At 35.9% G+C, this 17,365-nt stretch carries 15 protein-coding genes; all 15 read right to left on the bottom strand.

Features of this window, described 5'->3' with window-relative positions; translation table 11 throughout:
- Positions 1–256: 256 nt before the first annotated feature.
- A complete protein-coding gene (ftsZ, locus tag ACSBPO_RS07420; protein ID WP_442599417.1) occupies positions 257–1,399 on the bottom strand; it encodes a cell division protein FtsZ in 1,143 nt (380 codons plus the stop codon).
- A gap of 42 nt (positions 1,400–1,441) precedes the next feature.
- Entirely contained in the window at positions 1,442–2,728 is a 1,287-nt protein-coding gene (gene ftsA / locus ACSBPO_RS07415; RefSeq protein WP_442599416.1) for a cell division protein FtsA, read from the bottom strand.
- 123 nt (positions 2,729–2,851) lie between these two features.
- Entirely contained in the window at positions 2,852–3,214 is a 363-nt protein-coding gene (locus tag ACSBPO_RS07410; protein ID WP_442599415.1) for a small basic family protein, read from the bottom strand.
- The gene (locus ACSBPO_RS07405) at positions 3,214–3,945 is read right to left on the bottom strand and encodes a DUF881 domain-containing protein (protein WP_442599414.1); all 732 of its coding nucleotides are present in this window, start codon (positions 3,943–3,945) and stop codon (positions 3,214–3,216) included. Before ACSBPO_RS07405 ends, ACSBPO_RS07410 begins: the two co-directional genes overlap by 1 nt.
- 29 nt (positions 3,946–3,974) lie before the next feature.
- Entirely contained in the window at positions 3,975–4,670 is a 696-nt protein-coding gene (locus ACSBPO_RS07400) for a DUF881 domain-containing protein (RefSeq protein ID WP_442599413.1), read from the bottom strand.
- A complete protein-coding gene (locus ACSBPO_RS07395; protein ID WP_442599412.1) occupies positions 4,654–5,439 on the bottom strand; it encodes a cell division protein FtsQ/DivIB in 786 nt (261 codons plus the stop codon). Before ACSBPO_RS07395 ends, ACSBPO_RS07400 begins: the two co-directional genes overlap by 17 nt.
- 137 nt (positions 5,440–5,576) lie before the next feature.
- Complete coding sequence (murB, locus tag ACSBPO_RS07390; protein WP_442599411.1) at positions 5,577–6,485, bottom strand: UDP-N-acetylmuramate dehydrogenase; 909 nt, start codon at positions 6,483–6,485, stop codon at positions 5,577–5,579.
- A 577-nt stretch (positions 6,486–7,062) separates the two neighbouring features.
- Positions 7,063–8,163 carry a stage V sporulation protein E gene (gene spoVE / locus ACSBPO_RS07385; RefSeq protein WP_442599410.1) on the bottom strand — a complete coding sequence of 367 codons (1,101 nt, stop codon included), beginning with the start codon at positions 8,161–8,163 and terminating at the stop codon, positions 7,063–7,065.
- 111 nt (positions 8,164–8,274) lie between these two features.
- Positions 8,275–9,624, bottom strand: coding sequence for a UDP-N-acetylmuramoyl-L-alanine--D-glutamate ligase (gene murD, locus ACSBPO_RS07380; RefSeq protein WP_442599409.1), 1,350 nt, complete (start codon positions 9,622–9,624; stop codon positions 8,275–8,277).
- Positions 9,625–10,602 (bottom strand): phospho-N-acetylmuramoyl-pentapeptide-transferase, encoded by a 978-nt coding sequence (mraY, locus tag ACSBPO_RS07375; RefSeq protein ID WP_442599408.1) that lies wholly within the window; start codon positions 10,600–10,602, stop codon positions 9,625–9,627. It abuts the gene before it with no gap.
- 2 nt (positions 10,603–10,604) lie between these two features.
- Positions 10,605–11,036, bottom strand: a complete 432-nt coding sequence (locus tag ACSBPO_RS07370; RefSeq protein WP_442599407.1) for a hypothetical protein — start codon at positions 11,034–11,036, stop codon at positions 10,605–10,607.
- A 1-nt stretch (position 11,037) separates the two neighbouring features.
- Positions 11,038–12,498 (bottom strand): UDP-N-acetylmuramoyl-L-alanyl-D-glutamate--2,6-diaminopimelate ligase, encoded by a 1,461-nt coding sequence (locus ACSBPO_RS07365; protein ID WP_442599406.1) that lies wholly within the window; start codon positions 12,496–12,498, stop codon positions 11,038–11,040.
- A gap of 171 nt (positions 12,499–12,669) precedes the next feature.
- Positions 12,670–14,598: a stage V sporulation protein D gene (locus ACSBPO_RS07360; RefSeq protein ID WP_442599405.1), complete on the bottom strand. Its 1,929-nt coding sequence runs from the start codon at positions 14,596–14,598 to the stop codon at positions 12,670–12,672.
- Between the two features lie 170 nt (positions 14,599–14,768).
- Positions 14,769–17,000 (bottom strand): penicillin-binding protein, encoded by a 2,232-nt coding sequence (locus ACSBPO_RS07355; protein WP_442599404.1) that lies wholly within the window; start codon positions 16,998–17,000, stop codon positions 14,769–14,771.
- Positions 17,000–17,365 (bottom strand): cell division protein FtsL, encoded by a 366-nt coding sequence (gene ftsL / locus ACSBPO_RS07350; RefSeq protein WP_442599403.1) that lies wholly within the window; start codon positions 17,363–17,365, stop codon positions 17,000–17,002. The genes ACSBPO_RS07355 and ftsL overlap by 1 nt, the downstream gene beginning before the upstream one ends.

The raw sequence follows: 17,365 nt of genomic DNA, 5'->3' as shown, positions 1-17,365 counted from the left end.
TTACGGAAAAGTATAACCTAACTGTTTAGGGGAAGTGTGTCATATTCTGTAAAAGAATTAGGAGAAATTTTCTCTATTATTTTGGTATTTTGTCAATTTATCTATTAATTCAGATATATTCCTAAAAGAAGGTTTCTTATATCATAATCTTTAAACAAAAAATAGTCTTCAACCTCCAAAGGAATCATAGAAAACAGCCTAAATAAAAAAGGTATGAATCCTTTAGGACTCATACCTTTTTTTGTATCTTTTAGTATTATCTTCTACGATTACGATTACGTAAGAAGGTTGGAATATCTAAGGTATCTTCTTGTTGAGAAGGTGTCGGTGCCGGATTACGGTACGTTTCTTGAGGAACTTCCTCACGTTTCGGTTCACGCTTAACAACGCCAATATTCGGCTTAACTTGTCCAAATGAAGGTCGTGTTGCTTTTGGCATCATCACTTCTTCGTTAAAACCAGTTGCAATAACTGTAACAATAATCTCATCTTTTAGGTTCTCATTAATAACAGATCCAAAAATCATATTAACTTCTTGATCGGATGCTGAGGCAACAATATCAGCAGCTTCTTGAACTTCATACAAGCTTAAGTTTGTACCACCAGTAATATTCATAAGGACACCTTGAGCACCATCAATAGATGTTTCAAGAAGTGGAGATGAAATGGCCTTTTTGGCAGCTTCAGCAGCTCTATTTTCACCAGTAGCTACCCCAATACCCATTAATGCAGATCCTTTATTTGCCATGATGGTTTTTACATCTGCAAAATCAAGGTTAATAAGACCAGGAACGGCAATCAAATCTGATATACCTTGGACCCCTTGACGTAATACATTATCTGCTTCACGGAATGCTTCTAGCATTGGGGTGCTCTTATCAACAATCTCAAGTAGACGGTCGTTAGGGATAACAATTAAGGTATCTACCGCCTCTTTCATTGCCGCAATACCACCACCGGCTTGAGTAGAACGTTTTCGGCCTTCAAACGTAAATGGACGTGTCACAACACCCACTGTTAATGCTCCAAGATCGCGAGCAATTTGAGCAATAACTGGTGCGGCTCCTGTCCCAGTTCCTCCACCCATACCAGCAGTAACAAACACCATATCCGCTCCGCGAAGAGCTTCTTCAATTTGTTCTTTACTTTCTTCAGCAGCCTTTTTTCCTACCTCTGGGTTTGCACCAGCACCAAGGCCACGCGTAAGCTTTCCACCAATTTGCATTTTTATTTCTGCTTTTGATAAGTTCAATGCTTGGGCATCTGTATTAACTGCAATAAAGTCAACACCCTGAACTCCGTGTTCAATCATTCGGTTAACAGCGTTATTTCCGCCTCCACCGACGCCAATAACTTTTATAGTAGCAAGTTGATCTAAATTCGTATCAAAATCCAACATGGCAGATCCTCCTAATTCGTCCATATTCCTATTAGCACAGTTTTATTCAAAAAAGTAACCTAGGAATTTTTTTACTCTTGATGTCATTTTTTCTTCCGGTTGCTTTTCAGTCTTCATCTTTTGTTGTGGTTGTTGTTTAACAACACGTTTTTCTTTTACATTAGTAGCCTTAATGGTTGATTCAAGCTCTCGACCTTGCAATCTAGCATTCTTGTAGGCATATTTAATCAAGCCAACAGAAGTGGTATATTGTGGTTCTCGAACTCCAATATAATCAGGAATAGCAATTCTTACACGGTTTTGAAAAATATCCTGTGCTAAATCAAGGACACCTTGCATGTTAGCAACACCACCAGAAAGGACAAATCCTCCAGGTAAGTCTCTAATTCCCATTCTCTTTAATTCATTTTGAACAAGTTCAAAAATTTCTTCAAGACGTGCCTCAATAATATCTGCTACTTCTAGCTGATTAAACTGTTGGTGCTGATCACTTCCGATAATTGGAACACTAAATACTTCATCTTCTGATGCATCATCATAAAAAGCATGTCCATACTTTATTTTAATTTTTTCTGCATCTTCTGTAGATGTTCTTAAACCGATTGAAATATCTTTTGTGATATGTTCCCCACCTAATGGTAGTACACTTGTAGCTCTTAAATTCCCTTGATCGAATATTGCAATCGTAGTAGAACCACCACCAATATCAATTAAGGCAACTCCTAAACTTTTTTCATCCTTTGACAAGGCAAAGGAACCAGCTGCAAGCGGTTGAAGGGTAATATCCAAAATATCAAGTCCGGCACGTTCCACACATCGAAGCGTATTATGTAGAATCGTTTTTGATCCTGTTATAATTGAACCTTCCATTTCAAGTCGAACACCAATCATTCCTCGTGGGTCCGTAATTTCATCTAAACCATCAACAATAAACTGTTTTGGAATAATATCTATTATTTCTCTTTCTGGAGGAATGGAAACAACCTTAGCAGCATCCATCACTCGTGCCACATCATCATTTGTAATTTCGCGATTTTCACTTGAAACTGCTACAACTCCATGACATGGCTGTAGGCTTACATGATTCCCTGTTATTCCTACAATAACTTGATTAATTTCCATGCCTATCATTCGTTCTGCTTGTTCTATCGCACTTTTTATAGAATGAACGGTTTCGTCAATATCAACGATGGATCCTTTTCTTAACCCTTCTGATTTTACATTTCCCACGCCAATGATATTTAAAGTGTCATTGACCATTTCACCAATGATTACCTTTACACTGGATGTACCGATGTCAAGACTTACATATATCTCATTGCTGTTCATTCTTTGGCACCTCCTTTATCACATTTCCTAAAATCCGAACAACAAATTTTTCACTTTTTAATTTACATCCATTTTCTTACTAAGAATATTCGTCAAAAAATAAGGGTTTCCCTTTAAAAAAACTTAATTTTTTTCAATTTTTTCTTGATTACTTGACCATTTAGTCAAAATAATTCTTCTAATAACAGCAATGTTTTGGAAAAGTCGTACACCAAAAGCAAAAACCGCTGCTAAATACAAGTCTACACCAAGATGTACGCCTAGGAAAGCCAAACTTGCAGCAAGAAGAATATTAAAGAAAAAACCTGATACAAAAACTTTTTCATCATATATATTTTGTAAATGTGCCCGGATTCCACCGAATAAGGTATCAAATGCTGCAAGTACAGCAATTGACAAATAATTGGAATATTCCTCAGGAATTCTAATTTCTGTTAATAATCCAAGAAAAGTCCCAACAATTAATCCTATAATTGGAAGCCACATTATGAACTTCCTCCTTTATCTGCCTTGATTGGCTCCATGTAACGAACTTTTATCGTATTGTCATAGGCAGGCACAGTTACCTTTTGAAAAGGCTTTGAAACAGTGACCTTTAAGTTATCAATAAAAAATTCTTCAATTGACTTCGAAACCTGCATACGATTATATAACTTTTCTGCTGTTTTCAAATCTTCCGCAACTACCTTAACCTCAAAAGGTATTTGAGAAAGTGGTTTACCGTCTATTTTCGTTTCACCATTTATATCCCTAATTACGGTTGTATTGATGATTCGATTACCATCAATAGAAACATATTTAGCTTCATACATATTTAATTCATTTAACAATCGTTGTAATAACTCAGGGGATACATCTGAAACAGGTTGTCCTAACACAATTTCATCAAAAATGGGTTCAATAGTTAAAACGATACCAGGGCCAATGATATCCGTTAATCCTGCTTCTTGTTTTAACTCCTCTAAGGTTTCTCTTAAGACTGCTTCTTTACTTTGGCTACGCTCCGTTTCATATGAAGCCAGTTTCTCTTCATTTGATCGGATTTCTTTCATTAACTTGGATTGCAATTCTTTTTCCTTTAATAAATCTTCTCTTAGTTCCCAAACATCCCTTGTATCACGGACAACAGGCTTACGGACTGTTTGAAATTGAATAGCAATCATAAAACCAATGACCAAAGCGATAATGGTGAAACTCCAATTTTTTTTTATGCTCACCTTATCACCCAACCTTTTACTTTATTTTTCTAATTTCCTAATATCGGATCTAAGGTAATATTTTCATTAGTAGCTAAAGTAACAATTATATTATCATTTACCAATTGGTCGGTTACACCACCTGCCAAATTTAGTGCAGACGATAAAATCTCAGGGTCTCCAATAGCAGTAATAACAAACGGGGCTGGGTGTTGAAAACCGTCCACTGTAATTACAGGACCATTGCAATTAATATAAGAATTATGTGATAATCTCTGTCCATTTATCGCAACTGCTGAAGCCCCAGATATATATAATTCATTTATTACTTTAAATACGTGATGCTCATGAACGATATAATTATTAGCGTTTTCTTCTAAGGGATTATAATCACCATCCGCTAATGTCACTTCTACACCTTTCCCATTCACTTTTACTTTTCCTAAAAACATACGATACTTCTCCGTATCTTCTGCTAAATTTGCATATACTGTAGCTTCTTTAGAAAGTTCTTTTTCAAATTCTAATACTTTTTCTTGTTTTTTGTTTAATTCTTTCTGCAATTCTCTATTTCTTTCTTGTTCATTAATAATTTGATTTCGTAAACTTATATTGCGTTCCCATTGCTTATTAGTTTTGGGGGCTTTTTCATTTACACGTTCAGTTAAATGGTATGAAAAAGCAATCATATATCCCAGAACGAGAGAAACGAGGGCAAGAATAACATGATTACCTTTCACTTTCATTTTCAATCACTTCCTCCCCTTCCGATTCATAGGCTTTAAAGTAGGATCCCACCTCTAAATCAATGACGCCTTTTACATTTGGATCCAACTGACTAAGAATTGAGGGATAATGTGACATTTTTTCAGTAAACGTCCTTAAGGTTGCGCTGACTTCAAATCCATCATTCATAAATAATGTAATATGATACAAGTCTGTATCGTTAGGTGTATGGTGAATTTCTGAAATAGAATTTACTACTTCAGATGGTAATTCCTGTAAACTATATATCATTTCTTTTAAAACTTTTCCTTCTGAAAACTTTTTTAAGATTGGCGCATCTAGTGGAAGTTGTGTAAGTTTTTGCTCCTTTAATATTCTTCCATTTTCCAGAATAGGAAAGTAATTCGTTTCTTTTGCGAAATAAGCAATTCTTTTATATTCTTCTACATGAATTAAAACAGTATTTGGAAACTTTATGGTTACCTTAGCTTCTTTTACCTCTGGTAACTCTTTAATCTGTTTTTGGATTCCTTTTTTATCTAAGTTCCAAATATTTTGAAATTTAGAAAGACCAGATTCATTGATGATTTGTTCTTCCGTATATAAATCTTGACCTGATATGTTTATATTTTTAACCTTGCTTAGTGGGGATTGGAAATAAGAGATGCAGGCAATTAAAGAAAAGAATAACAGTAATAATAAAATTAATCGACGATTTGCCTTTTTTTTTCTTTGTTGTTTCAACTTTGGAACACGATCTTCAAGCGAAACAATTTTTCCTTTACCCACCTTCTCCACCACCTCTAAGCATGTCCAAAATTTTTAAAAAGTACGGCATGAACCAAAAATCATGCCGTTACTAAAAAAATATTATATCACAATATTTGTAAATCGTAAGAGGTTTTTTGAATAAATTCCCTTACTATTTACTTTCTTCCGATTATTTCTACTTCTGTTTCCATATGAATTTCATATAGATTATAAATCGTATCCTTTACATACTGAATTAAGGCCAAAACATCAGCTGCCTTCGCATTTCCAGCATTAATTATAAAATTGCCGTGCATATCTGATATTTTTGCTCCACCAATTGAGAAACCCTTTAAGCCTGCAACTTCGATTAGCTTACCAGCATAGTTTGGTAATGGGTTTCTAAAGATACTTCCTGCACATGGATAGTTCCATGGTTGGGTTTCTTTTCGATAATCTTTATTTTTTTGCATTTCAGCAACTATATGTTCTTTCTCACCTTGTCTTAAAAGTAAAACTGCCTCTAATACAATCCCTGGTTTTTTCTTTTGCAGCACGGAAGTCCGATAAGAAAATTCCATTTCAGCATTATTTAGCCATTGAATTGATCCATCCTCAAATAAAATCTTTGCTTTCTCTAATATTTTGGAAATATCCGAACCATGAGCACCGGCGTTCATATACACCGCCCCACCTACTGACCCAGGAATTCCACTAGCAAATTCAAGACCTGAATAACCTTTTTTGCTGATTAGCGTAGCTAAACTGACTAACGAATGGCCACCGCCAACTTTTATTCTTGTTCCGTCTATATCTAGGTGATCAATGCCAGATCCAAGTTTAAGAACAACCCCCTCAATTCCCTTATCGGAAACTAAAAGATTGGACCCCCTGCCAATGGCTCTCCATGGGATGTTTTTTGCCCTTACACAATCCATTACCTTTTCTAACGCTTCTAGAGATGATGGCTCTACAAATATATCTGCTGGACCACCAATTTTGATAGTAGTATGATTTGCCAATGGTTCATTTTCTTTTACTTTACCTATATTTAGACTCTGCAATTCTTTTAATAATCCGTCCATATATTAACCTCCCTTTCTAGCTGTAACAGGGTTATTTTAGTTTATGCAATCAATTAATTTGGGCCACATATTTATGGTTTATATCCTTATTTTAACCAATGGGGTAGAGCTAATCACTTCCTCGGTTTACCCTATTCTACTATAACTCAAACAGTATAAAATATCTGAGTCAAGATTGTTATGTAAATGTAATAATTCTTATTTTTAGAAAAAGAAAAAAACGTTTCCGAAAATATTATTGCTTTTATAATAAGGGTTGACTTCCACTCTAGGATGCTCGCTTTCCGCGGGGAGAATTATGAAAAAGTCCTAGTTCCGACTTTTTCAAAGAACAAATTCTCCCTTGGGGCGGGCGGTGAGCCTCCTCGGCGCACCAGCGCCTGTGGGGTACAAATGATCCCTCTTGTGGATCATTTTACTAGGTCTCACCTGTCCCGCTGCTCCCGCAGGAGTCTCGCACCTTCCGCTCCAGTCAACGTTTTATTAAAGAAAATCCATTTCAAACCTCAATCTTTTAGAGATTTTCCAAAATAAAAAAACAAAAAGACCCTGCGAGGAACAGGGTTGGTTTAAAACCTTAATATCTTGCATACCTACTAATGTTTAATAGTACACCAATTGCCATAAGCATTAATGTCAGAGAGGATCCCCCATAGCTTAAGAACGGTAATGTGATACCTGTAACAGGCATTAATCCTGTTACAACTCCTATATTGATCATTACCTGAATGGCAACCATCGCAATTATTCCAACTGCTAAGAAGCTTCCAAATAAATCTGGCGCACCTAATGCGATCCTTATCCCTCTCCATAATAGAAGAGCAAAGAGAAGGAGAATAAATGACCCGCCAATAAATCCTAATTCCTCTGCCAAAATAGCAAAAATAAAATCTGTTTGGGGTTCGGGTAGATAAAAGAACTTTTGTCGACTTTGTCCTAGTCCGAGGCCGAATAACCCGCCAGGTCCAATGGCATACAAGGATTGGATAATTTGGAATCCACTCCCTAAAGGGTCTTGCCATGGATCTAAAAAGGATGTAATTCGTTTTATACGGTAAGGCGCCGAGATAACTAGAGCAACAAATCCAGCAACTCCTAGTAGACCAAAAATAGCAAAATGACTAATTCGTGCTCCTGCTACTAAAATCATAACGACACAGGTACCAACCATTACTGTTCCAGTTCCAAGGTCGGGTTGGAGCATAATTAATCCAAAAGCTAGAAAAACTAGCCCCAGAGAAGGAATTAGACCTTTTTTAAAGGAGGTGATTAATTTTTGATTTTCAGATAAAAATTTTGCAAGGAAAGCAATCATAGCTAGCTTCATAAACTCAGAAGGTTGAATGGAAAAAGCTCCTACTCCGATCCAGCTTCTTGATCCGTTTCTAACATTACCAACACCTGGAATTAAAACAGCTATTAGCAGTACAAAACAGACAATTAACAGTACTTTGGCCCAAGTTCGCCAAGTCCAATAATTAACATTCATGATAAAAAACATCGCCACAATACCTACACCGGCAAATAGCATTTGTCTTTTAGCAAAGAAGAAAGAATCTTGGAACTTATAATCCGCCCAAACAGCACTTGCACTATAAACCATAATCAGTCCAATCGCTAAAAGGGTAAAAGTTGCAATCATCAATATTAAATCAGGAGTACTTTTTTTTGTCGACACTATTTCCACACCTCGACTGCAAATTTTAGGGCTTTTCGAGAATAAATAAAGCTTCTCGAACCACTTTCGAGTCAGGCGGTACACCGATTACTTTTTGTAGACAAGCCCTTACTAAAGCTTATGCACAGCTTCTATAAAAATGTCTCCTCTTACTTCAAAAGTTTTGTATTGATCCCAACTTGCACAAGCTGGAGACAGAAGTATCACATCATTAGCTTCAGAAAGGTCATATGCTACAGGCACGGCCTTTTCAACATTATCGACACGCATGATTGTTTTTATTCCCGCAGCTTTGGCAACTCGCTCAATTTTTTCAGCTGTTTGACCAAAGGATATTAATGCTTTTACATTTTTCATTGAAGGAATGAGTTCATCAAATTCATTACCACGATCTAATCCGCCGGCTAATAGAATAACCGGTTGATTAAAGGCAGCTAAGGCGTTTTGGGTTGCTAATATATTGGTTGCTTTTGAATCATTATAAAATTTTCTACCGTCTTTTTCACCGATATACTGAAGGCGATGTTTTACCCCAGTGAAAGTAGATAAGATATGTTGGATGGCTAAATTATCAACTCCTGTTAATTTAGCTGCAGCAATGGCGGAAAGGATGTTTTCTAAATTATGGTCTCCTGGTAAGCTAATGTTACTTCTTTCCATAATAGCCTCTCCGTTAAAATAAACCCATCCATCTTTAATCGAAGCTCCATCCTCTAAAAATTGTTTTGTTGAAAATGGAACAATGGTTGCATTAGATAATTTAGCAATCGCCATGACTTCTTCTTGTTCATAATTTAAAACGAGATAGTCTTCCGAAGTTTGATTTTTAGTGATGAATGCTTTCGCTTCATGATACTCTTTTCTTGTTCCGTGATAATCAAGATGAGCATCATATAGATTAGTGATGACAGCAATTTTTGGCTTAAATGAATCAATCCCCATCAACTGGAAAGATGATAGTTCAATAACAATTTGATTTTCTTCTGTGGCAATTTGAGCAACATCGGATGCAACAGTTCCAATATTTCCTGCAATAAGAGGTTTTTTATGGCCTTTTTCAAGCATCTCATAGATTAATGTTGTCGTAGTTGTTTTACCATTTGTCCCGGTAATCCCAATAAACGGTGCATCTGATACTTCATAGGCTAATTCTACTTCCGTTATAATTGGAATTCCTTTTTCTACCGCTCTTTCTATCATTGGATTATGATAAGGAATTCCAGGGTTTTTAACCACAAGTTCAAATCCCTCATCTAATAAATCCACTGGGTGTTCGCCACAAATCACAGTAATTCCTTGTTCCAATAATCCTTGTGCTTCAGGGTTATCGGATAGTGGTTTCTTATCATTGATCGTTACAAACGCACCTAATTTATGTAATAGGGTTGCAGCACTAACCCCACTTTTAGCTAATCCTAGCACTAATATTTTTTTATGTTGATATTTTTTTATATGTTTCAACTATAACCACACCTCAATATAAATTCCAAGTATTGCAAATAAAAGACCTACACTCCAGAATGTAACGACAACCCTCCACTCAGACCAACCAACTAATTCATAGTGGTGATGAAGAGGACTCATTCTAAAAATTCTCCTACCAGTTGTTTTAAAGGAAGCCACCTGAAGGATGACCGATAAAGTTTCAATAACAAAGACTCCACCAATAATAATAAGAATAATTTCAAGCTTAGTCAAAATCGCAATTGCCGCTATTGCTCCACCAAGCGCTAACGAACCAGTGTCTCCCATAAATACTTTTGCTGGATGGGCATTAAACACAAGGAAACCTAATACGGCACCTACAACCGCAACAGCAAAAATAGCAATTTCCAATTGTGACAAACTCCAAGCTAAAACCGCAAAGGCACCAAATGCAATCGCAGCCGTACCAGAAACTAACCCATCAAGCCCATCTGTTAGATTAACAGCATTGGAAAAACCAACTAGCCAAAAAACAATAAAAGGAAAGTACAGCCATCCTAAATCAAAAGAAAGATCGGTTAATGGAATGGATACGATTGTTGAAAAATCCTCGTGTTGTTTAAAAATAAAATAAAAGACCGTCGCGATTATTATTTGCCCTAAAAGCTTTTGCTTGGATGTCAATCCAAGATTTCTCTTCATAACTACTTTAATAAAGTCATCTAAAAATCCAAGTAAACCGAATCCAAGGGTTACAATTAGCAGCAAATAGGTTTTTACTGTTAATACTTCAAATTTAGCTGTCATCACGATACTTGTAATAATAATGGATAAAAGAATCATTACTCCACCCATTGTTGGAGTTCCAGATTTTTTTTGGTGACTCTTTGGACCTTCTTCACGAATACTTTGCCCAAATTTTAGCCTTCTTAAGAAAGGAATAAAAATGGGAGAAAGTAAAACAGTAATTAAAAAACCCATAATAATAGAAAAAATTAAAACTTGCTCCAACATTTCTATCCCCTCCTTTCTTGTTTAGATACAAATTTAAATACAGGTTTATCATATGAAGAAAAGCTTTCATTCAGAAGCTTTTCTTCAATAAAAAGGAATTTTGTCATATTCATAAGATCATTATTATCTCCAGTGAATTGTTCTAAATAAAATGCAACAATCGTTTCGAAAGCATTTTTAATATCTTTTGTAAAAAAAATAGGAAATTGATTTGGAACATAAGACGGTAAAGTTTGCTGCTCTTCCCAAATGGCAGCAATAGCCCCATTATGAATGGCTTCTTTTAACTCCCCAGAATCATCAAAAACAGGGATAAATAATCCCTTGGGTTGTATCAAAGAGGCATCTGTTGAAACCGTCTTAAATTGTAAATCGTCCTTAATCCCTTGCGATTTTGGAAAAAGTTTGACCAAATCGCTATTTTTTAATAACATTTTATCTCTCCTCAATAGCCTCTTTCGCAACTATACGGTCATCAAAATCATAAGTTGTGTCTCCAATTATTTGATATGTTTCATGGCCTTTTCCAGCAATTAAGACAACATCACCTGTTTTAGCCTGACTAATCGCATAATGAATAGCTTGTTTACGGTCAACAATGGTAAAATACTTTTCTCCTTGGACACCAGCTTCCATATCCTTAAGAATCTGTTCAGGATTCTCACTACGTGGATTATCGGATGTAAAGATAGGCTGAGTACCATATTGACACGCAATTTTTGCCATTAAAGGCCGTTTGGTTTTATCACGGTCCCCACCACAACCAACAACAACATATATATCTTTCTGGGTAATCTGTTGGATTGTTTTTAAAACATTTTCTAAACTATCAGGGGTATGAGCATAGTCTACAATAACCGTAAAATCTTGACCTGAATTTACTAATTCAAACCTTCCTGCTACTCCTTCAATACCTTCTAATGAAGTGATAATACTAGACATGTCAATTTTTGAAACTAAAGCTGCTGCTATACTTGCTAACGTATTATAAATATTAAATTTCCCTACTAATTGAATAGAGATTGGATATTTTTCACTTCCAATAACGACATCAAACTCTGTACCTTTTGCTGTTAACTTGATGTTTGTTGCTCTAATATCTGCTTCTTGATCAATACCGTAGGAAATGAGATGTGCAGCAGTTATTTTCTTATAGTCATCAATTGTCTCATCATCCGCATTTAGGATAGCGTATTTGGGACGATTGGCATCAAAAACATTGCCCAATTGAGAAAACAATAAACCTTTTGCATGCTTATAATCTTCCATCGTTTTATGATGATCTAAATGATCTTGACTTAGGTTAGTAAAAATCGCAATATCAAAATCGCAGCCGTGTACCCTACCTAAATCTAAAGCATGTGAGGATACTTCCATTACTGCTATTTCCACTTCTTTATCTAACATTTTTCGAAAAGTCTTTTGCAATGTTAAGCTCTCAGGAGTAGTATTTTTTGTTTCTATTTTTTCATCTAATATCTTTGTATACATGGTACCAATTAAACCAGTCTTTATTTTTTGATCAGAGAATATTTTTTCAATTAAATGACTGGTAGTGGTTTTTCCATTTGTGCCTGTGATACCAATTAATTGGATTTGATGGCTAGGTTGCCCGTAATAATAATCGGCCAAAACCGCCATTGCTCTATAAGTATCCTTTACTACAATAACAGGTACATCTAAATCAAGTAACTTTTCTGCAATGATGGCAGAAGCACCATTTTCTACTGCAGAATTTGCAAAATCATGACCATCAACAGTTTTTCCTTTTAAACAAATAAAAAGACTACCTTTTTTTACCTTGCGATTGTCATTTTCAATGGAAGTAATCTCTGGATTTGGACCATTATATGGAACAAGTAAATGCAATTCATTTACTAATTGAAGTAAGTTCATACGTTTTTCATATCCCTTCTATACTAAGACAAAACAATTGTTGTGTTATATTTTACATGAATTTAATCAAAATCTCCATTTCAACCTAGAAGGACAAAGTCAAATAGAGTAAAACAGGAAAAATTACTCAAGCATAAATAGGCGGCGATAGAGGTGCCGCCCATTTTAATCTTATTCACTTGATTTTTTTTCTGAAAAATAAAGCCGGATGGTTGACCCTTCCTTAATCTTTGTACCAGGGTCCGGAGCTTGTTTTACCACAACATCTCCTTCTCCACTTGCATCTATTTTCAGATCAATTAATTGTTCTTGTATTTCTTTCTTTGTTAATCCAATTAAATCTGGAACCTCAATGAAAGGGACATCTTCCCAAGTCATTTTCTTTGGAATTTGATTTTTTCTTGGTTTAACATCGAGTGCATGTAAACTATCTTCCATTATAGCCCCTACAATTGGCGCGGATACTACACCCCCAAATTGAACGGTACCTTTTGGATTATCAACAGCTACATATACAACAATTTGCGGGTCATCAGCAGGAGCAAAACCTATGAATGACACAATATGGTTATTTTCAAGATAACGTCCATTTTGCGCTTTCTGTGCTGTACCTGTTTTCCCACCTACTCTGTAGGAATCAACAAATGCTCTTCCTCCTGAACCTTTAGCAACGACACTTTCGAGAGCATGACGAATTTCTTTTGAAGTTTCTTCAGAAATGACTCTGTGTTTTGCCTTAGGTGTATTTTTCATTACAACTTCTTTCGTTATTGGATCTATTAGCTCTTTTGCTATAAAAGGTGTATAAAGAGTTCCCCCATTTACAGCTGCAGAAACAGCCGCAACCTGTTGAATTGGAGTAACGGATACCCCCTGACCAAATGCTGTCGTGGCTAATTCAACAGGCCCTACTCTAGGTAGACTAAACAAAATCCCTGTACCTTCGCCTTGTAGGTCAATTCCTGTTTTTTGTCCAAAACCAAAGTCCTTAATATATTTAAATAATGTATTTTTTCCAAGTCGTTGTCCAAGTTCAACGAATCCAGGGTTACATGAATTTTGCACTACTTCTAAAAAGCTTTGTGAACCATGTCCACCTTTTTTCCAGCATCTTAGTGTTGCCCCTTCTACTTTAGCATACCCTGGATCATGAAAGTGTTCTTTTTCTAGATTCACCTTTCCTTCTTCTAGAGCTGCAGCAAGTGTGATAATTTTAAAGGTTGAACCCGGCTCATAAGTACTCCAAACCGGTAAGTTACGGTTGTACACTTCTTGAGGTACGTTTCGGAAATTAGCCGGATCAAAATCTGGACGACTGGACATCGCTAATATTTCACCAGTATTAGGGTTCATAGCAATGGCAATGATCCCATCTGGGTTATATTTTGCCTGTGCAATATCCAATTCTCTTTCAACAATGGTTTGCACCTTTGTATCAATCGTTAATTTCAAATCCAGTCCATCAATAGGTGCCTCATAATCATCAGCCATATCATTCATCCGTTCACCTTTTGCATTTGCATAAAATTGAACAGATCCTCTTTTCCCACTTAATTCTTTATTATAAAAAAGCTCCAGCCCCATTAAGCCTTGATTGTCAATTCCAGCAAATCCTAAAACATGGGACAAATAACTACCGAATGGGTAATGCCTTTTAGAATCTTCACCTATATAAACTCCTTCAATTCCTAATGCTCGAATTTCTTTCGCTTTTTCATGTGTTATTTTTCTACCTTCTTTAATTCTTACACTAGAAGTTCTCTGAGTTATCTGCTTATAAGCACTTTCTTTAGGCATATTAAGTACTTTGGCTAATTTTTCCGCTGCCTCTGCAGGGTTTTTAATTTGTCTAGGTACAACATAGACCGTTGGAGAACTAATATTTGTAGCAAGAGCAACTCCATTTCGGTCAACTATTTGTCCTCTTTCGGGTTCGAAAGGAATATTTCTGCTCCATGAGTCACGTGCACGGTCCGTTAGCATATCCCCTAAAACAAATTGAACGTAACCTAACCGAATGTCAATAATAAAAAATATCAAGATTCCGATAAATAGAGCGACGGCTAATCGCTTACGCACTGTTACATTTGAAACACGCATATAATGAAACGCTCCTCCTTTTGCTCGTCCTAATTTAAAAGGCTAATCGCATAGTAAGATTAGATTGTGATTTGATATTGGCGAGACATTTTACCAAATCAATCAGATATATCGTTCAAAATATATGCTTGTACCTTTGTAATTAGAACGAGCTTTAAAGTGAGGAACCGTTAATCTTTTACTTCCATTTCAATTTCAGATTCTTCTTGATTTTCACTCTTCTGCTTCTCAGCCACCATTTGATCAAACTGCTCCTTTGGTGTTTTAAAATCCAAAATTAAATATTCCCCTTCACGAATAGGAGTTCCCGGGGGAATATTTTGTTTCACCACAAAACCATTTCCAACCGGATTTAATTTTAAGGATGCCAGATTCGCAACTTTAATCGAATCACGTAAGGACCATCCAGTTAAATCAGGGAGAACTATTTTTCCATCAGTTTTTATGACGATTTTTTCACCCTCTAGAATCATAGAATCTTGGGCCGGTAATTGATCAACTACTTTCGATCCCTTACCAATAAGAACCACATTTAATCCTTTTGATTCTAATAGTTTTTTTGTATCTTTTACCGATTGATTTTTAACATTAGGAAGACGAAATGCAGCTGCTTTTTTGGTTTTTGTCGGCTCGATGTTCATATATTGAAGGCTATTTTTCATGACCGAATTAAAAACCTTCGCAACTGGAATCGATCCATTAAAATAGTTATCAATTTGAGGTTGTTGAACAGCAACATAAACAATTAATTTAGGGTCATCCTTTGGAGCCATTCCTAAAAAGGAAAATATATAATTTTCAGCTCCAGTTAAATACTTGCCATCAGGACCTGGAATTTGTGCAGTTCCAGTTTTCCCCGCAACAGAATACCCATCAATTTGATAACGACTCCCAGTACCATTTGGAGACGTAACAACTGATTCTAATATATCTCTTACTTGTTTAGCCGTCTCAGCTGATATTGGTTCACCTACAACCTTGGGTTTATTTTCTACTAAGACATTCCCACTATCTCCATCTACTATTTTTTTAATGACATGAGGTTGCATCATTTGTCCATTGTTAGCGATGGCTGTAGCTGCCTGAATTTGTTGAATCGCTGTAATAGCAGACCCCTGTCCAAAAGCAGTAGTAATTTTTTCTAGTGGGTAATTAAATAATATTTTACCCGGTGTTTCATTTGGCAAATCAATGCCGGTTGGTTTATCTAGCCCGAATTTTGTTAAATACTCACGAAATCTCTCAAACCCCAATTTTTCATTTGCAATTTTAGCAAAAGCAACGTTGGAGGAACGTTGTACCCCTTCTAGGTATGAAATCTTCCCCCACCCTACATAATTATGGTCATGAATAGGTCGAATATTGGGGGCTACTTGATAGGAACCTGATTGATATTCTTCATTTGGGTTAAACACTTTTTCTTGAATAGCAGCAGCCAATGTAAATATTTTCATCGTTGAACCAGGTTCAAACGAGGTTTCAATCACTTCGTTGTGCCAGCTTGCGCTAATTCCATCTCTTGTTTTAGGATGAAAAGTGGGTCTTTGCCCCATAGCTAAAATATTTCCGGTTTTCGGATCTGCTACAATAGCAATCATTTTTTTCGGCTTATATTCTTGATCTACTTTATTTAAGGCATCTTCCATAAAGGTCTGTATTTTTTTATCAATAGTTAAATAAACGTTATCCCCATTTTTGGCAGGCTCAATATCTTCTTTACCATCAGGCAGTAAAAGTCCCCATCGATCACTTTGATAGTGAATAACACCATTTTTACCGCTTAATTGTTTGTTCAAACTCTCTTCTATACCAAGAGTTCCTTTAGAGTTAATTTTTCCGTCTTCTCCCTCTTTTTCCTCCACAAATCCAATTAAATGAGATGCGAATATTCCATTTGGATAAAATCTTTTTGAATCTCGCTTAAAAATAATGCCCGGCAGTTCTAATTTTTCTATTTCTTGTTTCGTTTGATGTGATATATCCTTACCTGCTTTTCCAAACTCCACTTGAAATGGGCCATTTTTTGTGAGAATTCTATAAATTTCAGATTCTGATAAATCGATGTATTTAGCGAGAGCCCTAGCCGTTTTCTCCGGATCTGTTACATGCAAAGGATGATCTGGATTGGTAGTCATTTTTTCATCTAAAATGGCTTGCAGGGTATATGATGCTGCATCCTCTGCAATCACTTCACCATTTTGATCAAAAATAGTCCCTCGCTTAGCATCAATCACTCTATCCCTCATATATTTTTGCTGAGCTTTTGCAACTAATGCCTGCCCTGCTGCTTCACCAGTTATTTGAATAGAAGCAAATCGAAAAAGTAAGACAAAAAAGAGCAGGCCGAATATTACAAATAATACCGCTGCTCCAACATTCATATTCGGCTGTTTTTTAATCATTAGTCCTGCACAACCTTAACATTATTCTCATTCAACTTAAGTCCCAATTCTCTTGCCTTTTCCCAAATTCTTTCATAGGTACTTAATTCGCTAACTTGCATTTTTAAATCATTATTAACCTTTTTTTGTTCATTTATATTTGTTTCTATCGTTTGGATATCCTTATTTACTTCGTATATAGAGGCTTGAGCAGATACCATTTGGACCGCACCGAAACAAACAATGGCTCCAAAAAATACCCCTAATATTTTTTCACCCGGTGTTAACCAAGACTGCTTGTCCTTTTTGGGTTTTAATCCTTGACTAGTTTTTCTTTGTGGTTCATATTGATATTCTTTTTGAATTTTTCTGGCTAAATTGCTCAT

The sequence above is a fragment of the Neobacillus sp. D3-1R genome, from assembly GCF_052180215.1.
Lineage (GTDB): Bacteria > Bacillota > Bacilli > Bacillales > Cytobacillaceae > Pseudoneobacillus.
The sequence above is the reverse complement of the archived record's forward strand: the minus strand, read 5'-3'. Positions and strand labels throughout refer to the sequence as shown.